17 protein-coding genes are annotated in these 23,075 nt (G+C 73.0%); 12 read left to right on the top strand and 5 right to left on the bottom strand.

Annotation, left to right across the window (positions count from 1 at the left end):
* The first annotated feature begins 60 nt into the window (after window positions 1-60).
* The 3 genes from LXM90_RS01885 (at window position 61) to LXM90_RS01875 (ending at window position 8,356) form a co-directional block, all read left to right on the top strand.
* A complete protein-coding gene (locus tag LXM90_RS01885; RefSeq protein WP_020094026.1) occupies window positions 61-3,186 on the top strand; it encodes an MdtB/MuxB family multidrug efflux RND transporter permease subunit in 3,126 nt (1,041 codons plus the stop codon).
* Window positions 3,183-6,650: an efflux RND transporter permease subunit gene (locus tag LXM90_RS01880; RefSeq protein ID WP_020094027.1), complete on the top strand. Its 3,468-nt coding sequence runs from the start codon at window positions 3,183-3,185 to the stop codon at window positions 6,648-6,650. The genes LXM90_RS01885 and LXM90_RS01880 overlap by 4 nt, the downstream gene beginning before the upstream one ends.
* Window positions 6,651-6,820: 170 nt before the next feature.
* Window positions 6,821-8,356: an efflux transporter outer membrane subunit gene (locus LXM90_RS01875; RefSeq protein WP_181049183.1), complete on the top strand. Its 1,536-nt coding sequence runs from the start codon at window positions 6,821-6,823 to the stop codon at window positions 8,354-8,356.
* Window positions 8,357-8,388: 32 nt separating this feature from the next.
* On the opposite strand, the gene dmeF is transcribed toward LXM90_RS01875, so the two are convergent.
* A complete protein-coding gene (gene dmeF / locus LXM90_RS01870) occupies window positions 8,389-9,381 on the bottom strand; it encodes a CDF family Co(II)/Ni(II) efflux transporter DmeF (RefSeq protein WP_234081611.1) in 993 nt (330 codons plus the stop codon).
* Between the two features lie 116 nt (window positions 9,382-9,497).
* On the opposite strand from dmeF, the gene zwf reads away from it, so the two are divergent.
* Window positions 9,498-11,024: a glucose-6-phosphate dehydrogenase gene (gene zwf, locus LXM90_RS01865; protein WP_020094030.1), complete on the top strand. Its 1,527-nt coding sequence runs from the start codon at window positions 9,498-9,500 to the stop codon at window positions 11,022-11,024.
* Window positions 11,025-11,286: 262 nt separating this feature from the next.
* On the opposite strand, the gene LXM90_RS01860 is transcribed toward zwf, so the two are convergent.
* From LXM90_RS01860 to LXM90_RS01850, 3 genes are all read right to left on the bottom strand, one after another.
* On the bottom strand, window positions 11,287-12,252 hold the full coding sequence (locus tag LXM90_RS01860; RefSeq protein ID WP_020094031.1) for a homoserine kinase: 966 nt from the start codon (window positions 12,250-12,252) through the stop codon (window positions 11,287-11,289).
* 114 nt (window positions 12,253-12,366) lie between these two features.
* A complete protein-coding gene (gene ispH / locus LXM90_RS01855; RefSeq protein ID WP_020094032.1) occupies window positions 12,367-13,368 on the bottom strand; it encodes a 4-hydroxy-3-methylbut-2-enyl diphosphate reductase in 1,002 nt (333 codons plus the stop codon).
* Window positions 13,369-13,505: 137 nt separating this feature from the next.
* Entirely contained in the window at window positions 13,506-14,366 is an 861-nt protein-coding gene (locus tag LXM90_RS01850; protein ID WP_020094033.1) for a C40 family peptidase, read from the bottom strand.
* Window positions 14,367-14,712: 346 nt separating this feature from the next.
* Here LXM90_RS01850 and LXM90_RS01845 point away from each other — a divergent pair, with 346 nt between their 5' ends.
* Complete coding sequence (locus tag LXM90_RS01845) at window positions 14,713-15,045, top strand: hypothetical protein (RefSeq protein ID WP_020094034.1); 333 nt, start codon at window positions 14,713-14,715, stop codon at window positions 15,043-15,045.
* A 62-nt stretch (window positions 15,046-15,107) separates the two neighbouring features.
* Here LXM90_RS01845 and LXM90_RS01840 read toward each other — a convergent pair whose 3' ends face one another.
* On the bottom strand, window positions 15,108-15,818 hold the full coding sequence (locus tag LXM90_RS01840; RefSeq protein ID WP_020094035.1) for an MgtC/SapB family protein: 711 nt from the start codon (window positions 15,816-15,818) through the stop codon (window positions 15,108-15,110).
* 257 nt (window positions 15,819-16,075) lie between these two features.
* Here LXM90_RS01840 and LXM90_RS01835 point away from each other — a divergent pair, with 257 nt between their 5' ends.
* From LXM90_RS01835 to LXM90_RS01805, 7 genes are all read left to right on the top strand, one after another.
* Entirely contained in the window at window positions 16,076-17,113 is a 1,038-nt protein-coding gene (locus tag LXM90_RS01835) for an AAA family ATPase (protein WP_234081610.1), read from the top strand.
* 146 nt (window positions 17,114-17,259) lie between these two features.
* A complete protein-coding gene (locus LXM90_RS01830; RefSeq protein ID WP_020094038.1) occupies window positions 17,260-18,153 on the top strand; it encodes a DUF58 domain-containing protein in 894 nt (297 codons plus the stop codon).
* A 36-nt stretch (window positions 18,154-18,189) separates the two neighbouring features.
* The gene (locus tag LXM90_RS01825) at window positions 18,190-18,681 is read left to right on the top strand and encodes a DUF4381 family protein (protein WP_020094039.1); all 492 of its coding nucleotides are present in this window, start codon (window positions 18,190-18,192) and stop codon (window positions 18,679-18,681) included.
* A complete protein-coding gene (locus LXM90_RS01820; protein ID WP_207904179.1) occupies window positions 18,678-19,730 on the top strand; it encodes a VWA domain-containing protein in 1,053 nt (350 codons plus the stop codon). Before LXM90_RS01825 ends, LXM90_RS01820 begins: the two co-directional genes overlap by 4 nt.
* 100 nt (window positions 19,731-19,830) lie before the next feature.
* Window positions 19,831-20,760 (top strand): VWA domain-containing protein, encoded by a 930-nt coding sequence (locus LXM90_RS01815; RefSeq protein ID WP_020094041.1) that lies wholly within the window; start codon window positions 19,831-19,833, stop codon window positions 20,758-20,760.
* On the top strand, window positions 20,760-21,680 hold the full coding sequence (locus tag LXM90_RS01810; protein ID WP_020094042.1) for a tetratricopeptide repeat protein: 921 nt from the start codon (window positions 20,760-20,762) through the stop codon (window positions 21,678-21,680). The genes LXM90_RS01815 and LXM90_RS01810 overlap by 1 nt, the downstream gene beginning before the upstream one ends.
* On the top strand, window positions 21,674-22,975 hold the full coding sequence (locus tag LXM90_RS01805) for a BatD family protein (RefSeq protein ID WP_020094043.1): 1,302 nt from the start codon (window positions 21,674-21,676) through the stop codon (window positions 22,973-22,975). The genes LXM90_RS01810 and LXM90_RS01805 overlap by 7 nt, the downstream gene beginning before the upstream one ends.
* The last annotated feature ends 100 nt before the right edge of the window (window positions 22,976-23,075 follow it).

Genomic DNA, 23,075 nt, shown 5'->3' with positions numbered 1-23,075 from the left:
GGCTCTGGCGCGACGCTCCCTCTCCCCCCTCCGCGGGGGAAGGGATAACGGGAGCGCGTCATGAACCCGTCCCGCCTGTTCATCCTGCGACCGGTGGCCACGACGCTGCTGATGCTGGCGATCCTGATCGTCGGCGGCGTGTCGTACCTGAACCTGCCCGTCTCGGCGCTGCCGGCGGTCGATTACCCGACGATCCAGGTCCAGACCTTCTATCCCGGCGCCAGCCCCGAGGTGATGACCTCCTCGGTGACGGCGCCGCTGGAGCGGCAGTTCGGCCAGCTCGCCAACCTCAACCAGATGACCTCGCAATCCTCCGCGGGCGCCTCGGTCATCACCCTGCAGTTCAGCCTGGACCTGCCGCTGGACATCGCCGAGCAGCAGGTCCAGGCGGCGATCAACGCCGCCGGCAACCTCCTGCCCTCCGACCTGCCGGCGCCGCCGATCTACGCGAAGGTCAACCCGGCCGACGCGCCGGTCCTGACGCTGGCGCTCACCTCCAAGACCCTGCCGCTCACCCAGGTGCGCGACCTCGCCGAGTCGCGCCTCGCGCAGAAGATCAGCCAGGTGGCGGGCGTCGGCCTCGTGAGCATCTCGGGCGGCCAGCGCCCGGCCGTGCGGGTCCGGTTCAACGCGCGGGCGCTCGCCGCCTACGGGCTCAACATCGACGACCTGCGCACCACCATCACCAACCTCAACGTCAACACGCCGAAGGGCACGATCGACGGGCCGAAGCAGTCCTACGCGATCAACGCCAACGACCAGATCCGCGACCCGAAGGCCTACGACGCGGCGATCATCGCCTACCGCAACGGCGCCCCGGTGATGCTCTCGGAGGTGGCCGACGTGGTCGAGGGGCCGGAGAACACCAAGCTCGGCGCCTGGGCGGACGCGACGCCGGCGGTGATCCTGAACATCCAGCGCCAGCCCGGCGCCAACGTCATCGCGACCGTCGACAAGATCAAGTCGCTGCTGCCGCAGCTCCAGGCGAGCCTGCCGGCCGCCGTCGTGGTGGCGCCGCTCACCGACCGGACCACCACGATCCGCGCCTCCGTGGAGGACGTGCAGTTCGAGCTCGGCCTCGCCATCGCGCTCGTGGTGCTGGTGATCTTCCTGTTCCTGCGCAGCCTGTCGGCGACCCTGATCCCGAGCCTGTCGGTGCCGCTGTCGCTGGTCGGCGCCCTGTCGGTCATGGACCTGTACGGCTTCTCCCTCGACAACCTGTCGCTGATGGCGCTCACCATCGCCACCGGCTTCGTGGTCGACGACGCCATCGTGGTGATCGAGAACATCGCCCGGCACGTGGAGGCCCGGGACTCGCCCCTGGAGGCGGCGCTCAAGGGCTCCCGCGAGATCGGATTCACCATCATCTCGCTGACCGTCTCGCTGATCGCCGTGCTGATCCCGCTCCTGTTCATGGGCGACGTGGTCGGGCGGCTGTTCCACGAATTCGCCATCACGCTGGCGGCCACGATCATCATCTCGGCGGTGGTCTCGCTGACGCTGGTGCCGATGCTGTGCGCGCGGCTCCTGAAGCACGTCCCGGAAGCCGGCCACCGCCGCCGGGAGGGCGTCCTCTCCCGCCTGGGCCGGCGCGCCATCGACGGCACGATCGAGTCCTACGGCCGCTCCCTGCGGGTCGTCCTCAACCACCAGGGCCTGACCCTGCTGGTGGCGCTCGGCACGCTCGGGCTCACGATCTACCTGTTCGCGGTGATCCCGAAGGGCTTCTTCCCCGTGCAGGACACGGGCGTGATCCAGGGCATCACCCAGGCCGACCAGTCGGTCTCCTACGCCGCCATGGCCGAGCGCCAGCAGCGGATGGCCGAGATCGTCCTCAAGGACCCGGACGTGGCCAGCCTGTCGTCGTTCATCGGGGTCGACGGCCAGAACGTCACGCTCAATTCCGGCCGGATGCTGATCAACCTGAAGCCCCGGGACGCGCGCACCGCGACGGCCAGCGCGATCATCCGGCGGATCTCGGCGGCGGCGGCCAACCAGCCCGGCATGCGGCTCTACATGCAGCCGGTCCAGGACCTGACGATCGACACCGCGGTCTCGGCGACCCAGTACCAGGTGATCCTGGAGAGCCCGAACATCGACGATTTCGAGACCTGGGTGCCGCGCTTCACCGAGGCGCTGGCGAAGTCGCCCGTGGTCACCGACGTGGCGAGCGACCACCAGGGCCAGGGGCTCGCCGCCTACGTGACCATCGACCGGCCGACCGCCGGCCGCTACGGCATCACCCCGGCGACGATCGACAACGCCCTCTACGACGCCTTCGGCCAGCGGATCATCTCGACGATCTTCACCCAGTCCAACCAGTACCGGGTGATCCTGGAGGCCGACCCGAAGCTGCACACGACGCTCCGCAGCCTCGACGCGATCTACCTGCCCTCCTCCACGGCGACCAACGGGCAGGTGCCGCTCTCGGCGGTCGCGCGGATCAGCGAGCGGCGGGCGCCGCTGCTGATCTCCCATCTCGGCCAGTTCCCGGCCACCACCGTGTCGTTCAACCTCGCCCCCGGCGCGGCGCTGGGGCAGGCGGTCGAGGCGATCGACAAGGTCAAGGCCGAGATCGGCCTGCCGCCCTCGTTCCGGGTGGTGCCGCAGGGCTCGGTCTTCGCCTTCCAGTCGGCGCTCGGCAACGAGCTGTTCCTGGTCCTGGCGGCGATCGTGACCGTCTACATCGTGCTGGGCGTGCTCTACGAGAGCTTCATCCACCCGATCACGATCCTCTCGACCCTGCCGTCGGCGGGGATCGGGGCGCTGCTCGGCCTGATGCTGTTCGGCCTGTCGCTCGACATCATCGCGGTGATCGGCATCGTGCTGCTGATCGGCATCGTGAAGAAGAACGCCATCATGATGATCGACTTCGCGCTCCAGGCGGAGCGCGAGGACGGGCTCGAGCCCCGCGAGGCGATCTTCCAGGCCTGCCTGCTGCGCTTCCGGCCGATCCTGATGACGACGCTGGCGGCGCTCTTCGCGGCGGTGCCGCTGATCCTCGGCACCGGCGTCGGCTCCGAGCTGCGCCAGCCGCTCGGCATCTGCATCGCGGGCGGCCTGATCGTCAGCCAGGTGCTGACGCTGTTCACCACGCCGGTGATCTACCTGGCCTTCGACCGGCTGGAGCGGCGGATCTCGGGGCGGCGGGGGCCGGATCTCGCGCCCGGCGAGGCGCTGCCGTGAACATCTCCGAGCCGTTCATCCGGCGGCCGGTGGCGACCACGCTGCTCACGATCGGCGTGCTGCTCGCCGGGCTGTTCGCCTTCCTGAAGCTGCCGGTGGCGCCGCTGCCGCAGATCGACTTCCCGGTGATCCTCGTCCAGGCCCAGATGGCCGGCGCCTCGCCCGACACCATGGCCACCACCGTGGCGGCGCCCCTGGAGCGGCGGCTCGGCGCCATCGCGGACGTCAACGAGATGACGTCCACGAACTCCCTCGGCTCGACCCGGATCGTGCTGCTGTTCGGCCTCAACCGCGACATCGACGGCGCGGCCCGCGACGTCCAGGCCGCCATCAACGCGGCGCGCGCCGACCTGCCCGCGTCGCTCCGGCAGAACCCGACCTACCGGAAGTTCAACCCCGCCGACACGCCGATCATCATCCTCGGCATGACCTCGGAGACGCTGACCCGCGGCCAGGTCTACGATTCCGCCGCCACCGTGGTGCAGCAGAAGCTGTCGCAGCTGCCGGGCGTCGGCAACGTCGATATCGGCGGCTCGTCCCTGCCGGCCGTGCGGGTCGAGCTCGATCCCACGGCCCTGTTCAACTACGGCATCGGCCTCGAGGGCATCCGGGCCGCGCTCGCCTCCGCGAACGCGAACTCGCCCAAGGGCGAGATCGACGCGGGCGACCGCCGCTACCAGCTCTACGCCAACGATCAGGGCCGCAAGGCCGCCGATTACCGCGACATCATCGTGGCCTACCGCAACGGCGCCGCGGTGAAGCTCACCGATGTCGGGCAGGTGCTCGACGGGGTCGAGGACAAGCGCAACCTCGGCATCGTCAACGGCAAGCCGGGCGTGCTGCTGTTCGTCTACAAGCAGCCCGGCGCCAACGTGGTCGAGACCATCAACGCCGTGAAGGAGGCGCTGCCGCAGATCACCGCCTCCCTGCCCGGCGGCATCGACATCAAGCTCACCGGCGATCGCAGCGCCACGATCCGCGCCTCCCTCGCGGCCACCGAGGAGACGCTGCTGGTGGCGGTCGGCCTCGTCATCCTGGTGGTGTACGGCTTCCTGCGCTCCTGGCGGGCCACGCTGATCCCGGCGGTCGCCGTGCCGATCTCGATCGTCGGCACCTTCTCGGCGATGTATCTGCTCGGCTACTCGCTCAACATCCTGTCGCTGACCGCGCTGATCATCGGCACCGGCTTCGTGGTCGACGACGCCATCGTGGTGCTGGAGAACGTCCAGCGGCACATCGAGGAGGGCAAGCCCCGGCTCCAGGCGGCGCTGATCGGCGCGCGGGAGGTCGGGTTCACGGTGATCTCGATGAGCCTGTCACTCATCGCGGTGTTCCTGCCGATCCTGCTGATGGGCGGCCTCGTCGGCCGCATCTTCCAGGAATTCTCCGTCACCCTGTCGCTGTCGATCCTGATTTCCTTGGTGCTCTCGCTCACGACCACGCCGATGATGTGTGCCCGGCTGCTCCGGGCCGAGGGGCATGGCCCCAATGGCGAACCGCCGGCCGGCCGCCGGCCGAACCTGCTGATCCGGATTTTGGAGGGCGGCTTCGCCCGGCTGCTCGGGGCCTACGCGCGGACGCTGGAGGTGGCGCTCGCCCATCCGCGCCTCGTCCTGTTGAGCCTGCTCGCCACGGTCGGGCTCAACGTCTACCTCTACATCATCGTCCCGAAGGGCTTCTTCCCCGAGCAGGATACCGGGCAGATGATGGGCGGCATCCAGGCCGACCAGCGCATCTCGTTCCAGTCGATGGAGAAGAAGCTCACGCAGGCGACCGCGATCGTCGGGGCGGATCCGGCGGTCGAGAGCGTCGTCGGCTTCACGGGCGGCCGCGGCACCAACTCGGCCAACGTCTTCGTCGGCCTGAAGCCGCTCAACGAGCGGGCGCCGATCTCGGCCGTGATGGCGCGGCTGCGGCCGAAGCTCGCGCAGGTCGCGGGCGCGCGCCTCTACGTCTTCCCCCGCCAGGACCTGCAGATGGGCGGCCGCCAGAGCTTCGCCCAGTACCAGTACACCCTCCAGGGCGACACGGCCGAGGAGCTGTTCGCCGCCGCCCCGAAGCTGGTGGCGGCCCTGCAGAAGGACCCGACCTTCGCGGACGTGACCTCGGACCAGCAGGAGGGCGGGTTGGAGAGCCGGGTCGTGATCGACCGGGCGACCGCGTTCCGCTACGGCATCACGCCGAACAAGATCGACAACACCCTCTACGACGCCTTCGGCCAGCGCCAGGTCTCGACGATCTACAACCCGCTGAACCAGTACCACGTCGTGATGGAGATCGCGCCGCGCTACCTGGAAACGCCGGAGACGCTCAAGCAGATCTACGTCTCGACCTCGGGCGGCAACGCGCCGGGCTCGGCCACCACCAACGCGGTCGCCGGCACGGTGGCGGCGGGCGGGACCGTCAACACCAACGCGGCGACCGGCACCAGCAGCCCGGGCAGCGGGTCGTCGGCGAGCGCCGCGACCGGCGTCGCCACGGGCTCCGGCGCCGTCGGCGGCTCGGGCACCGCGGGCGCCGTCGCGGCGGCGGCCGCCGCCGCCTCCGCCAGCACGGCCGACACCGCCTCGAACGCCGCCGCCATCGCGTCCGACTCGGCCCGCAACGCCTCCGCCAACGCCATCGCGGCGAGCAAGGGCGGCGCCTCGTCGAGCGCGCCGGTCTCGGCCGCCAAGGAGACGATGGTGCCGCTCTCGGCCTTCGCGCGGATCGAGCCCGGCAGCGCCCCCGTGCAGGTGAGCCACCAGGGCCTGTTCGTGGCGACCACGATCTCGTTCAACCTCGCCCCGGGCAAGAGCCTGTCGGACGCCACCGACGCCATCGACCGGGCCATGGCCTCCCTGCAGCTGCCCGCCACGATCCACGGCGAGTATGCCGGCGCGGCCAAGAACTACGTCGCCTCCGCGTCGCGCCAGCCGCTGCTGATCCTGGCGGCGATCCTGGCGGTCTACGCGGTGCTGGGGATCCTCTACGAGAGCTTCGTGCACCCGCTGACGATCCTCTCGACCCTGCCCTCGGCCGGCGTCGGCGCGGTGCTGGCCCTGCTGGTGACGGGCACCGACTTCACCATCATCGCGCTGATCGCGGTGTTCCTGCTCATCGGCATCGTGAAGAAGAACGCGATCATGATGATCGACGTGGCGATCGACGCGGAGCGGACCCGGGCCGCGAATCCCGTGGACGCGATCCGCGAGGCCTGTCTCCTGCGCTTCCGGCCGATCATGATGACGACGCTGGCCGCCATGCTCGGCGCCGTGCCGCTGATCCTGGCCAACGGCGAGGGCGCGGAGCTGCGCCGCCCGCTGGGCATCGCCATCGTCGGCGGGCTGATTGTGAGCCAGATCCTGACCCTCTACACCACCCCTGTCGTCTACCTCACCCTCGATCGCCTCCGGCACAGGGTGCTCAACCGGCGCAGGCGCGGCGGGCGGAGCGGAGAAGCGGCGCTGCCGGCCGGAGAGTGATGGTTAAGGTTTCACGTGAAACAGCGGCGGCCGCGATCGCGCGCGGGGGTTCCTCCAACCCACCTCCTCATCCTGAGGTGCTGCGCAGCAGCCTCGAAGGAGGGCTCCAGCCAGGCGCGCGATTCCTGGAGGGCTCCTTCGAGGCCTCCGCTACGCTCCGGCACCTCAGGATGAGGTTCAGGGTGGGAGGTGCGCTTTTTACCCATCAACGGCTCCGCACCCTCGCATCCCTGCTCCTCGCCGCCCCGCTCCTCGCCGGCTGCGTGGTCGGCCCGGACTACACCCGACCCTCCGTGGAGACGCCGCTGGCCTACAAGCAGGGCGGTGTCCGGGAGGACAGCCCGGCCTACGTCGCGGCGCGGAAGAAGGGCTGGCGCGAGGCCCGGCCGAGCGACGCGGTCGAGCGCGGCGACTGGTGGCGGGTGTTCAAGGACCCGACCCTCGACCGGCTGATCCGCCTCGTCGACGTCGACAACCAGTCCCTCCGGCAGGCGGTGGCGAATTACCGGCAGGCGCGGGCGCTCGTCGCCTCCGCGCAGGCGGCCCTGTACCCGACGGTGATCGGCGCGCCGAGCATCACCCGGACCGGCAGCGGCACAGCCACGCGAACCAACGTGGCGCTGCTGGGCCAGGCGAGCTGGGAGCTCGACCTGTTCGGCGGCACGCGCCGCACCATCGAGAGCGAGGCGGCCCTGGCGCAGTCCGACGCCGCCACGATCGCGCTGACCCGCCTGAGCATCCAGGCGGAGATCGCGGCCGACTACCTGACGGTGCGCTACGCCGATTCCCTCCAGAAGGTGCTCGACGAGAACGTCGAGAACTTCAAGAGGACCCTGGCGATCACCGAGAACCAGTACGCCGCCGGGGTCGCGGCGCGCTCCGACGTGATCACCGCGCAGACCCAGGTCCAGACCATCCAGGCCCAGGCCATCGCGGTGCGCCTGACCCGGGTGCAGTTCGTCAACGCCATCGCCACCCTGATCGGGCGGCCGCCCTCCGAGGTGTCGATCCCGGTATCCGGCATCGGGCGCAGCCCGCCGGGCGTGCCGGTGGGCATCCCCGGCGACCTGCTGGAGCGGCGGCCCGACGTGGCCCAGGCCGAGCGCCTCGTCCAATCGCAGAGCGAGCGCATCGGCGTGGCGGTGGCGGCCTTCTTCCCGACCGTGACGATCTCGGCCCAGGGCGGCATCTCGGGGGCGACCCGCAACGGCCTGCTCTCAGCGGCCAACCAGGTCTGGTCGGTGGCGGCCTCCGGCAGCGAGGTGCTGTTCGACGGCGGCGCCCGCACCGCGGCGCTGCGCTCGGCCGAGGCCGGCTACGACGCGGCGGTGGCCAATTACCGGCAGGTGGTGCTGGCCGCCTTCGCGGAGGTCGAGAACCAGATGGCGGCTTTGCGCATCCTCGGCCAGCAGCAGGGGGCGCAGGACACCGCCGTGGACCTGTCGCGCAGGGCCGTGGAGATCACCCTCAACGAGTACCGGGCCGGCACCCAGAACTTCACCACGGTGGTGACCGCGCAGAACCTGCTCGTGAACAACGAGGTCAACGCCCTTCAGGTGCGACTGAACCGCTTCACTGCGGCGGTCACGCTGATCCGGGCGCTCGGCGGCGGCTGGGACGTGCGCGCCCTGCCGAGCGATTCCGAGCTGAAGGGCCCGAGCCTGCCGATCGACCGGGGCGGCCAGGCGGTCCGCCCCGACGAGTAGCGGCCGCCGGGCCGAGCGCCCGCGCGGGACCGTCAGGCCGCCGCCGCGTGCCCCCCGCAGAGCTGGACCTCGACGGTGACGTGGCTCAGGCCCTTCACCCCGGCGAGGCGCGCCTTGTAGTGGGCGGGCGGTTGCGGATCGTCGCTGACGAGGGCGATCACGGCGGCCCGGTGGCCCGGCCCGATCTGCCAGAGATGCAGGTCGCTGACCCGGTCGCCGCCGATCTCCAGGCGCTCCCGGATCTCCCGGGTGGCCGCCGGCGAGGACCGTGCGTCGAGGAGCACGAGGGCGGCCGTCCGCAGCAGGCTCCACGACCACGCCAGGATCACGGCGGTGCCGACGAGGCCCATGGCCGGGTCGAGCCAGGCGAGGCCGAGATAGCGCCCGCCGAGCAGCGCCACGATGGCCAGGACCGACGTCAGCGTGTCGGCCAGGACGTGGACGTAGGCGGCCCGGAAGTTCGTGTCGTGGCCGCCGTGGCCGCCATGCGCGTGGCCCGCGTGCGCGTGACCTCCGTGCGCGTGGCCTCCGTGATGGTGAGCGTGGTCGTCGTGGCCGTGGTCGTCGTGGTCGTCGTGCAGCAGCCAGACGCTCGCGAGGTTCACGGCGAGCCCCAGCACGGCGATCGGGATCGCCTGACCGAAGCCGATCGCCACCGGGTGCAGCAGCCGGTCGAGGCTCTCGGCGCCGATCAGCAGGGCGATCAGGCCGAGCAGCAGCGCGCTGGCGAAGGCCGCGAGGTCGCCGAACTTGCCGGTGCCGAAGCTGAAGCGGGGGTCGTCCGCGTGGCGCCGGGCGAAGTGGTAGGCGAGCGCCGCGACGCCCAGGGCCGCCGCGTGGGTCGACATGTGCCAGCCGTCGGCGACCAGCGCCATCGAGCCGAGCCACGTGCCGCCGGCGACCTCCGCCACCATCGTGACGGCCGTGAGCGCGACCACCGCCCAGGTCCGGCGGGCGTGCCGATCGTGCCGGTCGCCCAGGAAGACGTGGCTGTGGGCCCAGGGCTCGAGGGAATGGGTATGCATGCGGGGTTCCTTGATCCTAACCTCGGCGCAGCATAGCCCAGCGGGTACCGGAACGGGCCTCGCCGCGGCGGGTTGTCAGGCCGGTTTGGTGCAGTGCAGCCACACGGGAGTCAGGGATGGCCGAGCCGACGACAGCCCTCAAGGACACGGCAGCCTGCGGCACGCAGCCGGCGCCGCCCTGCACGCTGGTGATCTTCGGGGCTGGCGGCGACCTCACCAAGCGCCTGCTGATGCCCTCGCTCTACAACCTCGCCGGCGCCGGCCTGCTGTCCGAGGGCTTCTCGATCCTCGGCATCGATCACAATGACGGGACGGACGAATCGCTCCGCGAGAATCTCACCCAGACCCTGGAGGCGTTCAGCAAGGACCCGACCTCGGAGTTCCACGCCGACCACATCGACCCGAAGAGCTGGGGCTTCATCCGGGATCGGCTCCACTACCTCAAGGGCGATTTCGAGAAGCCCGAGACCTACGCGGCCGTGAAGCAGCGGGTCACCGGCAGCGCGGTGTTCTACTGCGCGGTGGCGGCGCGCTTCTTCGGGACGATCGTGGACGGGCTCGGCCAGGCCGGCCTGCTCAAGCAGGAGGGCGACACCTTCCGCCGCGTGGTCATCGAGAAGCCGTTCGGCTCCGATCTCGCCTCGGCCCGGGAGCTGAACGCCCGCATCCTGCGCCAGGGCGACGAGAGCCAGTTCTACCGGATCGACCACTTCCTGGGTAAGGAGACCGTTCAGTCGATCATGGCGTTCCGCTTCGCCAACGGCCTGCTGGAGCCGGTCTGGCGGCGGGAATACATCGACAGCATCCAGATCACGGCGGCCGAGACCGTGGGCGTCGAGGAGCGGGGCGGCTTCTACGAGCCGACCGGGGCGCTGCGCGACATGGTGCCGAACCACATGTTCCAGCTGCTCTGCATGGTCGCCATGGAGCCGCCGAACTCCTTCGACGCGGAGGCCGTGCGCACCGAGAAGGCCAAGCTCGCCGAGGCCGTGAAGCCGATCCCGCCCGAGGACGCGGTGCGCGGCCAGTACACGGCCGGCACCTCGGAGGGGCGCGACGTGCCCGCCTACCGGGACGAGCCGCACGTGGCGAAGGACTCGGTCACCGAGACCTACATCGCGTTGAAGCTCAGCATCGAGAACTGGCGCTGGGCCGGGGTGCCGTTCTACGTCCGCACCGGCAAGCGCATGACCGGGCGGCGCACCGAGATCGCCGTGCTGTTCAAGCCGGCGCCGTTCAAGATGTTCGAGGACACCCCCACGGCCGACCTCGCGCCCACCGTGATGCGGATCCAGATCGATCCCGATCACGGGGTCAGCACCGAGTTCAACGTCAAGGTGCCGGGGCCGCAGATGAAGATCGGCCGGGTGCGCTCCGGCTTCCGCTACAAGGACTTCTTCGCCGACCGGCCGAATGTCGGCTACGAGACGCTGCTCTACGATTGCATGACCGGCGACGCGACGCTGTTCCAGCGCGCCGACAACATCGAGGCCGGCTGGGCCGCGGTCGATCCCCTGCTCAAGGGCTGGCCGCAGGCGGAGGTGAACTTCTACCCCGCGGGCAGCGCCGGCCCGACGGAGGCCGACGCGCTGCTCGCCCGCGACGGCCGCCACTGGCTGGGTCTGGACGGCGAGACCGACTGAGCGGCCCGACGATTCGTTCGAACGCGAGGGTCGGCGGTTTCGCGCCTCCCCGTCCCGAAGCGGTGCGGCCGCCTGACGCCCCCTGCGCCCCAGCCGTCAGTGCGCGTGCAGCGAAGCGATCCAGGGCAGCGCCACGGCGACGAGCGTCGCGCCACCTTGGGTCACGTCGCTGCGCTCGCGGTGACGGGGTTCGGCCCTGTCAAACCGGTCGTGGCGGATGGATCGACCCGGTTGTCCAGCGGGTCGCCGGCTCATCCGCGTCTCAGCCCGCCCGGCCGTAATCGCGGGCGTCCCGCGCCTGGCGGTGAAAGGTGAGCCGGCGATCGAATTCCCGCGGGTCCTTCGGCTTCACCAGGGCGCCCGGGGGCACGTTCAGCCAATCGACCAGCCGGGTGAGCATGAAGCGGAGCGCGGCGCCCCGGCACAGGATCGGCAGGGCCGCGACCTCGGCGGCCTCCAGGGGCCGCACGGCCTCGTAGCCGGCGATCAGCGCGGCGGCCATGTCGCGGTGGAAGGTGCCGTCGGGGTCGAAGCACCACGCGTTCAGGCAGACCGCGAGGTCGTACGCGAAGGCGTCCGTGCAGGCGAAGTAGAAGTCGATCAAGCCCGACAGCGCGTCGCCGATGAAGAAGACGTTGTCGGTGAACAGGTCCGCGTGGATCACACCGCCCGGCAGGTCCCGGGGCCAATGCGCCTCCAGGACGGCGAGGTCCGACCGGGTGCGCGCCGCGAGGCCGGGCTCGACCGAATCGGCCTGGGCCTCGGCCTGCGCGAAGAGCGGGCGCCACGCGGACACCGAGAGATTGTTGTCCCGCACCATCGGGAAGTCCCGGCCGGCGGCGTGCAACTCCGCGAGGGCCCGGCCGAGTTCCCGGCAATGCTCGACGCCCGGCGCCTTGACCGAGACCCCCTCCAGGAAGCTCACGATGGCGGCGGGCCGGCCACAGAGCTGGCCGAGGGCTTGGCCAGCCCGGTCGCGCACGGGCTGCGGGCAGGCGAGGCCGCGGGCCGAGAGATGCTCCATCAGCCCGATGAAGAACGGCAGGTCCTGTTCCCGGACGCGCTTCTCGTAGAGCGTCAGGATGTAGGCGCCCTCGGTCGTGTGCAGGAAGAAGTTCGAGTTCTCGACGCCCTCCGCGATGCCTTTGAAGGAGAGCAGGCTGCCGATCGCGTAGGCGGACAGGAACTCGGCGAGCGCCGCGTCGGATACCTCGGTGTAGACGGCCACGTGTCTGCGCTCTGATGTCGAAAGTTCGATACGGCAAGGGGCGCCGAAGCGCCCCCGCATAAAGCCTGCCGCGCGCCCCGAGCCCGGGGCGTCGGCGCTGTCGGACCGGACCGCCTACTCGGCGGCCTCGCTGCGCAGCTCCCGCGGCAGCGGGAAGACCATGTCCTCGATCACGGTCGAGACCGTGTCGACCATCACGTCGTAGCGGGCCGCGAAGGCGTCGATGATCTCCTCGACCAGGACCTCGGGGGCCGAGGCGCCGGCCGTGAGGCCGAGCTTGCGGATGCCTTCGAAGGCCGGCCAGTCGATCTCCTCGGCGCGGAGCACGAGGCGGGTGATCGGGCAGCCGACGCGCTCGGCGACCTCGCGCAGGCGCTGCGAGTTCGACGAGTTCGACGAGCCGACCACGATCAGGGCGTCGACCAGCGGCGCCACCTGCTTCACCGCCTCCTGGCGGTTGGTGGTGGCGTAGCAGATGTCGTCCTTGTGCGGCCCGGTGATGTTCGGGAACTTCTTCTTCAGGGCCTCGACGATGTGCCGGGTGTCGTCGACCGACAGGGTCGTCTGGGTGACCCAGGCGAGGTTGTCGGGATTGTCCGGGGTCAGGGCCGCGATCTGCTCGAGATCCTCCACGAGGGTGATCGAGCCCTTGGGCAGCTGGCCCATCGTGCCCACCACCTCGGGATGGCCGGAATGGCCGACGAGCAGCACGTGGCGGCCGCGCTTGTGGTGGATCTCGGCCTCGCGGTGGACCTTGGTCACCAGCGGGCAGGTGGCGTCGATCGTCGTCAGCCCGCGCGAATCAGCGTTGGCCGGGACGGTCTTGGCCACCCCGTGGGCGGAGAAGATCACCGGGGCGCCGCCGTCCGGCACCTCGTCGAGTTCGCGGACGAACACGGCGCCCTTCCGCTTCAGGCTCTCCACGACGTACTTGTTGTGCACGATCTCGTGGCGGACGTAGACGGGCGGCCCGTAGATGGCGAGCGCCCGCTCCACGACGTCGATGGCCCGCACCACGCCGGCGCAGAAGCCGCGCGGGGCGCAGAGCAGGATCTCCAGCGGCGGCTTGCCGGCGGTGCCCGGGACGGGCTCGGGGGTCGCGATATCGGCGGTCATGCGGGGGATGTGGCGAGGGCGGGGCTGTCCTGTCAACAGGACTGGCCCAGGAACCGGGCGGGAAGAGGGAAGCGGAGCCGCTCCGTGGCCCCTCTGTAGCACGATTGCCGCGGGAATGGGACCCGCGCCGGCTTCCCTCAGAGCCGCCGGATCCCCGTCACGGCGCCGAAGCTGTGCGCCGCGATGCGGGCGACCGTCCCGGCGAGCGGCTCCGCGGCGACCGCCATGTGGTGGCCGTTGGCGTGGATCAGCGTCTCGGGATCGACCATCAGCCCGACATGGCCGCGCCAGAAGACGAAGTCGCCCCGGCGCAGGCCCGCGACCTCCGGGCGCGCGGGGTCGAACGTCAGCGCCTGCCCGAGGGTCCGCTCCTGCATGTCGGCGTCGCGCGGGCAGGGCAGCCCCGCCGCGTCGAGGCAGAGCTGCACGAGGCCGGAGCAGTCGAGCCCGAGGCTGGTGCGGCCGCCCCAGAGATAGGGGGTCCCGGCGAGCCGCGCGGCCGTCGCGGCGTAGTCCGGCTCGCGCGCGTCGACGGGCGCGCAGTGGCGGGCGAACACGTAGCCGCCCGGCGTCTCCAGGTAGGCGCCAGCCTCCCCCGTCGCGGCGAGGCGTGCGCCGAGGCTGAGATGGCCGAGGACCGGCCGCTTCAGGTCCGGCTCGGGATACAGGAAGGTGCGCAGGGCGGTGACGCGGTGCGTCGGCTCCGGATCGGCCGGACCGAGGCTTTCGGCCGGCAGGTAGCCGACGTAGCCGTCGCGGGCGAGCTGCACGAAGGCGAAGCCGTCCGCCGTGTCGTAGAGGTCGACCGCGTCGCCCAGCAGCGCCTCGGTGTCGAGCCCCGCGTCGGCGGCGGGCGCGCGGCGCAGCGGCGCCGACGGCGATGTCACCCGCCGCGGCGTGCCGGCAACGTAGCGCGCCGCCGCGACGCGGTCCCGCAAGCGGAGATCGGCGACGTGCGGCCGGGCCGGGGTCAGCCGGGGATCGAGGCTCTCGGTCATCCGCGAACCCTACCATGCCGGGCTGAAGCGCAGGTAAGCGCGGGCTCGCCGGACCGCGCCACTATGACGCACGGAGGCGCGTCTCCGGACCGGAGCAGCCGGCACTGGCCCGCGGGGTCGCCCGAAACTCCGGCAGATCGGGCACCGGATGCCCGAAGCGGCCCGAGCCTGCCCAAGCGCGCGGCAGCCGGCCTCACAGCCGCGCCACTGCGCGTCAGCTCCGCGTCTCCCCCGCGCTATCCGCCGGCGAGACATGTGCGGGAGGCGCCCATCACACGTTTTTGATGCACTGCACAACCTGTCCGGAAGGCGCTATGTCTGGTGCATGAAGACTGCGAGTCGCCCCGTGAAGAAGACGCAGAAGAGCTTCGCCGACCTGCCACCGATCCGCGTCCGCCGCGAGCCGCCCACCGTGAGCGAGGCGGTCGCCGCCGCGCAGGACCTCGCGGACGACGTGGAGCAGCAGGTCGAGATCGCCGCCGGCCTGATGGGCCTGCCGGCCGACGAGGTCCGCCCCCACGTCCTGGCGGCCAAGAAGGCCAAGCCGGAGCGCACCCCCGAGCGGATCCTGACCCAGGCGAGTCCGAGCCGGGCCCCGCGCACCGTGGTGGTGGAGCGCCGCACGCGCCCGACCGTGGTGATCGAGCGCCGCAGCCGGCCCCTCGACCCGCGTCGCTGACGGCCCGGGTCACCCGCCGGAGGGCGCGCCCTCGGGATCGCCGCCCCGCCCGCGCGCCGCGCTCAGTCGGCGGTCTGCACCGACCACGTGGCGTGGCGGATGCCGGGCATGCGGGCCAGCTCGTTGGTCACGGCGTCGAGTTCCTCCGCCTTGACGGCGCTGGCCGTGAGCGTCGCCACCACGTCGACCGCGCTCTCGCCGCGCTCCTCGATCTCGACGCTGCCGACCGGGTAGTTCGCCGCCTCCAGGCGCTCCACCAGCATGTCCTGGGCCGGCCCGGCCTCGCCGGGCGCCGTGGTGACCTGGACCTCGTAGGTCGCCTCGGTGGCGGATTCGCGGATCGGCGCGCGGTTGATGGCGTTCACCAGCGGCCGGAGCGCGGTGTTGCAGGCGAGCACCGTCACCATCACGAACACCGCCTCCAGGGGCAGGTCGGCGCCGCAGAAGGCCCCGACCGCGGCCGAGCACCACAGGGTCGCGGCCGTGTTGAGGCCGCGGACGTTCATCCCCTCCTTCATGATCACGCCGGCGCCGAGGAAGCCGATGCCGGAGATCACGTAGGCCACGGTCCGGACGCCCCCGTCCGGACCGGTCAGGCGCATGCCGAGATCCACGAAGGCGCTCGCCCCGACCGCGACCAGCACCGCCGTGCGCAGGCCCGCGGTGCGCTGCCGGTACTGCCGCTCGGCCCCGATGATCGTGCCGAGCACGAAGGCCACGAGCAGGCCGATCGCGGATTTCAGTTCTTCGGGGAGGGCGGCGTAGCTGGTCATCCGGCGTCTCATGGGAGCGGAGAGGTGACGGAACCGTGACACCATGGCCCGGGCGGGATCGGAAAGCGTGTCCGAAGCGGGATTGACGGCCGCACCGGGCAGCGGGCACACCGGCAAGAGCCTGAGGATCCCTTAAGAATCCGGGACCCGGCCGAGGAGACGTGCAGGATGCAGCACACGGCCCAGGACAAGGACCGGAACATGGCCCGGGACATGGCCCGACGGGCGGATCCGCTCCGCGCCGGATCGTTCTCCGCATGAGCGGCGCCACGAGCGGCGCCCTCGCCGAACGCAGGCCCGACACTGCACCCGACAAAGGGTCCAGCAGCACGCCCGACGCCGCCCTGCACGGCCGCGTCATGGCGCTGCGCGAGGGGCTGGAGCGCGGCCTGATCGGCAGCGCCGGCCTCGTGGAGCGCCTGCTGATCGGGCTCCTGACCGGCGGGCACCTGCTGATCGAGGGCGCGCCGGGGCTCGCCAAGACCCGCGCGGTCAAGCGCCTCGCCGACGGCCTCGACGGCTCCTTCGCGCGCATCCAGTGCACGCCGGACCTGATGCCGGCCGACCTCACCGGCACCAACGTCTGGCGCCAGGATAGCGGCACCTTCGAGTTCCTGCCCGGGCCGCTGTTCCACGCCCTCGTGCTGGTGGACGAGGTCAACCGCGCCCCTCCGAAGGTGCAGTCGGCGCTCCTCGAATCCATGGCCGAAGGGCAGGTGACGGTCTCGGGGACGACGCACCGCCTGTCCGACCCGTTCATGGTCGTGGCGACCCAGAACCCGATCGAGCATGCCGGCACCTTCCCGCTGCCGGAGGCGCAGCTCGACCGCTTCCTCCTCCACGTCGTGGTCGACATGCCCGACGAGACCACCGAGCGGGCGATCCTCGACCTCGTGGAGGGCGAGATCACCCACCACGTCGATGCGATGACCGTGCGGCTGTCGCTGGCGGACGTGCGCGCCGCCCGGGAGGCGGCGCTCGCCACCTACGTGTCGCCGGCCCTCAAGGACTACCTCGTCCGGCTGGTGGCGGCGACCCGCACTGACGCGGCCGCCCCGGACCTGCGCGCCATGATCGAGCACCCGGCCTCCCCCCGCGGCACCCTGGCGCTGATGATGGCCGGCAAGGCCCGGGCCTGGCTGCGGGGGCGCGACCACGTCACGCCCGAGGACGTCGCGGAGCTGGCCCGCGACGCCCTCTCCCACCGGATCGGCCTGACCTGGCGGGCGGCCGCCGAGGGCCGGACGGCGCGCGGCCTCGTCGGCGAGCTGGTGCAGCGGGTGCGGGCGCTCTGACGGTGTTCGGGTTCGGGCAGGCGCGGCGCAGATCCCCTCCCCCCGCCGCGGGGGCGGTCGGCCCGACCGCCGGGGGCCCCTTCCCCGCCCGGGAGGCGGGGCGAGACCGCGCCGAGCACGGCATCCACCTCTCGGGCGAGGCCCTGATGGGCCTGCGCCATCTCGCCCGGCGGGGCTCCGCGCCCGCCACCCGGACGCTGGCGGGCCTGCCGGGCGGCATCGTCACCCGGCGCCGCGGGCGCGGGTCGGAGCCGGAGGACGTCCGCCTCTGGTCCGAGGGCGACGACCGCCGCTTCATCGACCGCAACGCCACGGCCCGCACCGGGCAGCTGCACGTCCGCACCCACCACGACGAGCGCGACCGCGCCGTGGTGCTGCTCGCCGATTTCCGGCCCGCGATGCTGTTCGGCACCCGCCGGGCCCTGCGCTCGGTGGCGGCCGCCGAGGCCCTGGCGCTGCTCGGCTGGCGGGTCGCCGCCGACGGCGGCCGGGTCGGCCTCGCGGTCGCCGCGGCCGGCGCGCCGACCGTGCTGCGGCCGGCGGGCGGCGAGCGCGCCATGATCGCGGTCACCGGCGCCCTCGCCCAGGCCCATGCCGACGCGCTGGCGGCCGGGTCCGGCGCGCCGACCCGCGCGGAGCCGCCGCTGGAGGCGACACTCGCCCTCGCCCGCAGCCTGCTGCCGGCCGGCGGCCACCTCGTCATCGCCAGCGCCCTGGACGATCCCGGCCCGGGCTTCGACGAGCTCCTGACCCTGCTCGCCGAGCGGATCGCCATCCGGCTGATCCTGGTGAGCGACGCCTTCGAGCGCGCCCGGCCGCCGGGCTACTACCCCTTCGCCCTCGCGGACGGCCGCCGCGGGACCGCGCTGCCGACCGTTTCACCGACCGTGCCGACGACCGCGGCTGGAGCTGCGGGGGAGACCGCCGAGGCCCGGCTCGCCGACTACGCCCGCCGGGGCATCGCGGGCGTGCGCCTCGACGTCGAGACCGGCCCGGAGGCCTACGCGCCGCTCATGGAGCGCCTCGATGCGGTGCTGTGAGGCCGAACCCGGCGACCCGACCCGCGGCGCGCCCCGATGAACCCCGTCGCGCCCGCCGAGATCCCCCTGTCCCTCGACCAGCTCCGGGGCCTGCACCTGCCCGGAGGCGCCGTCGGCGCCGTGCAGGGCGAGGTCGTGGCCGCTGCCGCCCTGGGCTTCCTCGCCGCCCTGCTGGTCGGGCTCGTGCGCTACGCGCGCGGCCGGGCGCGGGCCACCCTGCGCCGGGCGGCGCTCGCCGAGCTCGCCCGGAGCCGTGGCCTCGACCCGGAGGCGCGCCTCGTCGCCCAGGCCCGGCTGCTGCGCAGACTCGACCGGTCTCTCGACCGGTCCGGCGAGGCCGAGGCAGGGACCGGGACCCGGGCGACGGGCCCGGACTGGGCGGCCCGGCTGGACGGGCTGTTCCGGACCGACTTCTTCACCCGGGGCGCCGGCCGGGTGCTCGCCGACGGGCTGTACCGGCGACAGGATCCCGACCTCGAGGCCCTGGACGCCGAGCTCGCCCGCCTGATCGGGCGGCTGCGGGCATGAGCGGATTCCTGCCCGCGTGGCTCAGCGCGCTCCTGTCGGCCTTCGACCTCGCCGCGCCCTGGGCGCTGCTGGCGCTGCCCCTGCCGCTGCTGGCCGCGCGCCTGATCCCGGCGGAGCCGGAAGGCGGCAGCGGCGCCCTGCGCGTGCCCGCCACCCTGGTGGCCGGCGCGCGCGCCGGCGCCGACCGCGCGGCCCGGGGCCGGCGGCGGGCGCTGCTCACCTGGACGCTGTGGATCGCCCTGGTGGCGGCGCTGTCGGGCCCGCGCCTCGTCATGCCGGCGGCCGCGCTCCCGGCCTCGGGCCGCGAGATCATGATCGCCATGGACCTGTCGGGCTCGATGGAGCGGCGCGACTTCGCCCTCGACGGCGAGACCGTGAACCGGCTCACCGCGGTCAAGCGTGTCGGCACCGACTTCATCCGGCGCCGGGCCGGAGACCGGATCGGCCTCGTGATCTTCGCCGACCAGGCCTACGTGGCGGCGGCGCCGAGCTTCGACACCGCGGCGGTCGCCCGGGCGCTGGACGAGGCCACGATCGGCATCAGCGGCCGCTCCACCGGGATCGGCGACGGCCTCGGGCTCGCCCTGCGCCGGCTGGACCCGCGGGACGCCGGGGGCGACGCCGCCGGGGCCAGGCCGGGCGAGAAGGCCGCGAAGGCCGCGAAGGCCGCGAAGGCCGTGATCCTGCTGTCGGACGGCGCCAACAATGCCGGCCAGACCGCCCCCAAGGACGTGGCGGAGCTCGCCAAGGAACTCGGCATCAAGGTCTACACGATCGCCCTGGGGCCCCGCGACATGGCCGACGCCGACGGCGAGCAGGACGTGGTCGACACCGAGACCCTGCGCGACATGGCGCGGGCGAGCGGCGGCGAGGCCTTCCGGGTGCGCACCACCGAGGATCTGGTCCGGGTCGCCGACGCCATCGACCGGCTGGAGGGCGGCCGCGCCCTCGCCCCGCCCCTGCCGCTCCGCCGGGACCTCTGGCCCTGGCCGGCCGCCCTGGCTTTCCTCAGCGCCGCGCTCCTGCTGGCCAGCCGGAGGGGCGCGTGATGGTTCGATACCCCGCGCCCCCGACCCTCCCCCGCGTCCCGCGGTGCCGGGGCGCGGCGCCGGCCTCGGGGGCGGGAATGCGGGTCGGAGGGTCCGCCCGATGAGCGCCCTCGACGCCGTCGCCCTCCTGCGCCCCTGGTGGTTCCTGGCGATCCCGGTCGTGGTCCTGCTGGCCCTTCGCGCCGCGTGGCGCTCGGCGCCGCTGGGCGACTGGGCCCGGGCCGTCGACCCGGCGCTGATGGCCCATCTCGCCCGGGCCGGCGCGGTCCTCGGCGGCCGGCGGCAGGCGAACCTCGCCGCCGCGCTGGCGGCCGGGCTGATCGCCCTGGCGCTGACCGGCCCCGCGGTGGAGCGGGCGGACGGGCGGACCTTCCGCAACCTCGACGAGACCGTGCTCGTCGTCGACCTATCGCGGTCGGTCACCGAGGGCGGCAACCTCCAGGGCGTCCGGCAGGCCGCCGCCGCCGTGGCGGAGGCCGCCGGCACCCGGGCGGTCGCCCTCGTGGTCTACGCGGGCGACGCCTACCTCGCCGCCTCCCCGACCACGGACCGCGACAGCCTCGGCACCACCCTGTTCGCCCTCGACGCCGACACGGTGCCGGACCGCGGCTCGCACCCCGAGCGCGGGCTGGCGCTGGCCCGCCGCACCCTCGCGGAGGCCAACGTGGTGGCGGCCGACGTGGTGCTGATCAGCGACGGCGACGGCATCGGCGAGGCCGCCACCCGCGAGGCCCGCGCCATCGCCGAGCACGGCTGGCGGCTCCAGGCCCTCTACGTCCCGGCCGACAAGCCGCTGCCGCCCGGCGCGCCGAAGCCCGACCGGACCGCCCTCGACGCCCTCGCCCGGGCCGGCGGCGGCACGGCCGCCGACATCGCGACCCCGGGCCCGGTGCTCGACGCGGTCGGGGCCGGCCTCGCCCAGCACCTCGCGGCGGGCGGCTACGGCGTCCTGGCCTACGCGGATCTCGGGCGCTGGCTGCTGCTGCTGGCGGCGCTGCCGGCGCTGCTGCTGTTCCGCAGGAGCGCGTGATGCGGCTGACCCTTCCCGAGACCGGCCTCGCCGCCCCGCTCCGGGCCGGCCTGCCGCCACGCTGGCGGCGGCTCGCCCGGATCGCCGGCCTCGCCCTCGCCGGGATCGGCCTCCTGGCGCTGCTCGCGGTCTCGCAGCCCCGCACCGGCTTCGGGCGGCTGCTGATGGGTCTCAGCCTGCCGGGCCTCGCCGCGGACGTGTTCGTCGATCCGGCCTGGCGCGCCGCCGCGCTCTACGAGGCCGGCCGCTACGAGGAGGCGGTCGCGCTGTTCCGTGCCGGCGGGCGGCGGGCGAGCTACAATCTCGGCAACGCTCTGGCCAGGGCCGGCGACCTCGACGGGGCGCTCGCGGCCTACGACGAGGCCCTGCGCTTCAACCCCCGCGACGCCGACGCCCAGGCCAACCGCTCGCTGATCGCCCGGATGCGAGCCGAGGTGATCGACCGCGGGCCCGGCGGCGGCATCGCCAACGGCACCGCCCAGTACGGCGCCCGCTACAACAACACCGCCAACCAGGACCAGAACAACGACATCAACGCCGCCTCCAGCGGCGAGGGTCTCGCCGGCAACAAGGAATCGAACGCCAGCGCGTCGCTGCCCGGCAACAGCAAGGTCGCCCGCCGCGGCAAGGCCGAGCAGCAGTCGATCGACGCCGGCAAGGGCCAGGCCCGGGGCTCGGCCGGCGACGCCGCCGGCCGCGGCCGGACCGGCGGCGGCTCAGCCATGGTGGCCGAGGCGCCCGAGCGCGAGGTCCGCCGGGTGACCAAGAGCTTCGAGGCCCACGAGATCCGCCCGGACCGGCTCTGGCTCCAGACCCTGCCGGACGATCCCGGCCGCTATCTCAAGCTGCGCCTGCGCGCCGAGCAGACCCGCCGGCTCGAGGCCGGCACCGCGATCCCCGCCGGGAGCAACCCGTGGTAAGTGTTTTCGGCGTTTCCGAGCGGCGCGCCCTGACCCGCGCCCTGACCCGCGCCCTCATCCTCCTCGCGCCCTTCCTCGCCCCCCTGCCCGCCCGGGCCGAGATCGAGCCGGGCGACCTCACGCTGACGGTGACCGCGGAGCTCAACGGCAACAGCGCCCCCTTCCCCCGCGAGATGGTGCTGCTGAAGATCCACGGGGTCTACAAGCAGCCGATCCTGCTCGAGGAGGTGGTGCAGCCCTCCCTCGCCAACTTCTCGTGGACGCAGCTCGGCCGCGACCACTGGAGCCGGACCAAGCTCCCCGACGGCCAGAGCGCCATCGCGTTCGACCGCACCGTGGCGGTCTTCCCGCACCATGCCGGCCAGTTCACCATCGAGCCGTTCGTCCACAAGCTCACCGTCAACGATGTCGGCGAGCGGCGGGTCGTCGAGGTCCGCTCGAAGCCGATCCCCTTCCCGGTCGCACCCTGGACCGAGCCCACCGGCGGCCCCGACGCCAAGGAGCCCTGGTGGCTGCCCGCCAAGGACGTGGCGATCACCGATTCCTGGAGCCCGGACCCGGAGACCATCAAGGTCGGCGAGACCACCCGCCGGATCGTCACCCTGGAGGCCCAGGGCATGGTCGCCGAAGGCCTGCCGCCCCGGCCGGTCATGCGCACCCGCGGCATCATCACCTTTGCGGGCCCCGTCACCCGCGAGACGCTGCTGACGCCCTCGGGGCCCGTGGCGCGGGCCACCTACCAGTGGGACGTGAAGCCCGGCGTGCCGGAGATCATCCCCCTCGACGCCATCGCGATCCCGTGGTTCGACACCAACACCCGCACGATGCGCGAGACCGAGATCCCGGCCCGGCAGATCGGCGGCGGCCTGCCCGACCGCGAGACCGAGCGGGCGCCCCCCGCGATCCCCTCGCCCCTCGTCGTCGCCGCCTCGGCGCTCGCCGCCTTCGGGCTGGGCCTCGCGCTGATCGGCTTCGGCCTCGGGCGGCCGCGCCTGCGCCTCTCCGGCGCGGCGCGGCGCTCCTTACGCGCGGCGGCCCGGGCCGGCGACCCGGCCGGGTTCCGCGCGGCCCTCGACGCGGCCCAGCGGGACGCCCCCGACCTCGCCCGGACCTGGCGGGCGCGGCCCGACCTCGCGGCCGCCTTCGCGGCCCTCGACCGGGCGGTCTTCGGCGCGGCGGGCGCGCCCGTCCCGGATCTCCGGGCCCTGGCCCAAGCCCTGTCGCGCGCCGCGCCTGGGGAAGCCGCGGCCCCCGCGGCGGACCGGCTCGCACCGCTCGACGGCCCGGTCCGCTGAGCGCGGCGCGGCGCGGCTCCGCATCTCGTGAAGGCGGGCGCGGGAACGCAAGCCGGGACCGGGATTTGGGCTGCCGCAACCGCCCGGCACCGGAGAGCCC

The organism is Methylobacterium oryzae, assembly GCF_021398735.1.
In the GTDB taxonomy this organism is placed as follows: Bacteria; Pseudomonadota; Alphaproteobacteria; order Rhizobiales; family Beijerinckiaceae; genus Methylobacterium.
This window is presented reverse-complemented; position numbering and strand designations above follow the sequence as displayed.

Excerpts from the sequence above, each read along its gene's own strand:
- LXM90_RS01885 (WP_020094026.1), top strand. The coding sequence starts at position 61 with ATGAACCCGTCCCGCCTGTTCATCCTGCGACCGGTGGCCACGACGCTG.
- LXM90_RS01875 (WP_181049183.1), top strand. The coding sequence starts at position 6,821 with ATGAGGTTCAGGGTGGGAGGTGCGCTTTTTACCCATCAACGGCTCCGC.
- dmeF (WP_234081611.1), bottom strand. The coding sequence starts at position 9,381 with ATGCATACCCATTCCCTCGAGCCCTGGGCCCACAGCCACGTCTTCCTG.
- zwf (WP_020094030.1), top strand. The coding sequence starts at position 9,498 with ATGGCCGAGCCGACGACAGCCCTCAAGGACACGGCAGCCTGCGGCACG.
- ispH (WP_020094032.1), bottom strand. The coding sequence starts at position 13,368 with ATGACCGCCGATATCGCGACCCCCGAGCCCGTCCCGGGCACCGCCGGC.
- LXM90_RS01850 (WP_020094033.1), bottom strand. The coding sequence starts at position 14,366 with ATGACCGAGAGCCTCGATCCCCGGCTGACCCCGGCCCGGCCGCACGTC.
- LXM90_RS01840 (WP_020094035.1), bottom strand. The coding sequence starts at position 15,818 with ATGACCAGCTACGCCGCCCTCCCCGAAGAACTGAAATCCGCGATCGGC.
- LXM90_RS01835 (WP_234081610.1), top strand. The coding sequence starts at position 16,076 with ATGAGCGGCGCCACGAGCGGCGCCCTCGCCGAACGCAGGCCCGACACT.
- LXM90_RS01830 (WP_020094038.1), top strand. The coding sequence starts at position 17,260 with ATGGGCCTGCGCCATCTCGCCCGGCGGGGCTCCGCGCCCGCCACCCGG.
- LXM90_RS01825 (WP_020094039.1), top strand. The coding sequence starts at position 18,190 with ATGAACCCCGTCGCGCCCGCCGAGATCCCCCTGTCCCTCGACCAGCTC.
- LXM90_RS01820 (WP_207904179.1), top strand. The coding sequence starts at position 18,678 with ATGAGCGGATTCCTGCCCGCGTGGCTCAGCGCGCTCCTGTCGGCCTTC.
- LXM90_RS01815 (WP_020094041.1), top strand. The coding sequence starts at position 19,831 with ATGAGCGCCCTCGACGCCGTCGCCCTCCTGCGCCCCTGGTGGTTCCTG.
- LXM90_RS01810 (WP_020094042.1), top strand. The coding sequence starts at position 20,760 with ATGCGGCTGACCCTTCCCGAGACCGGCCTCGCCGCCCCGCTCCGGGCC.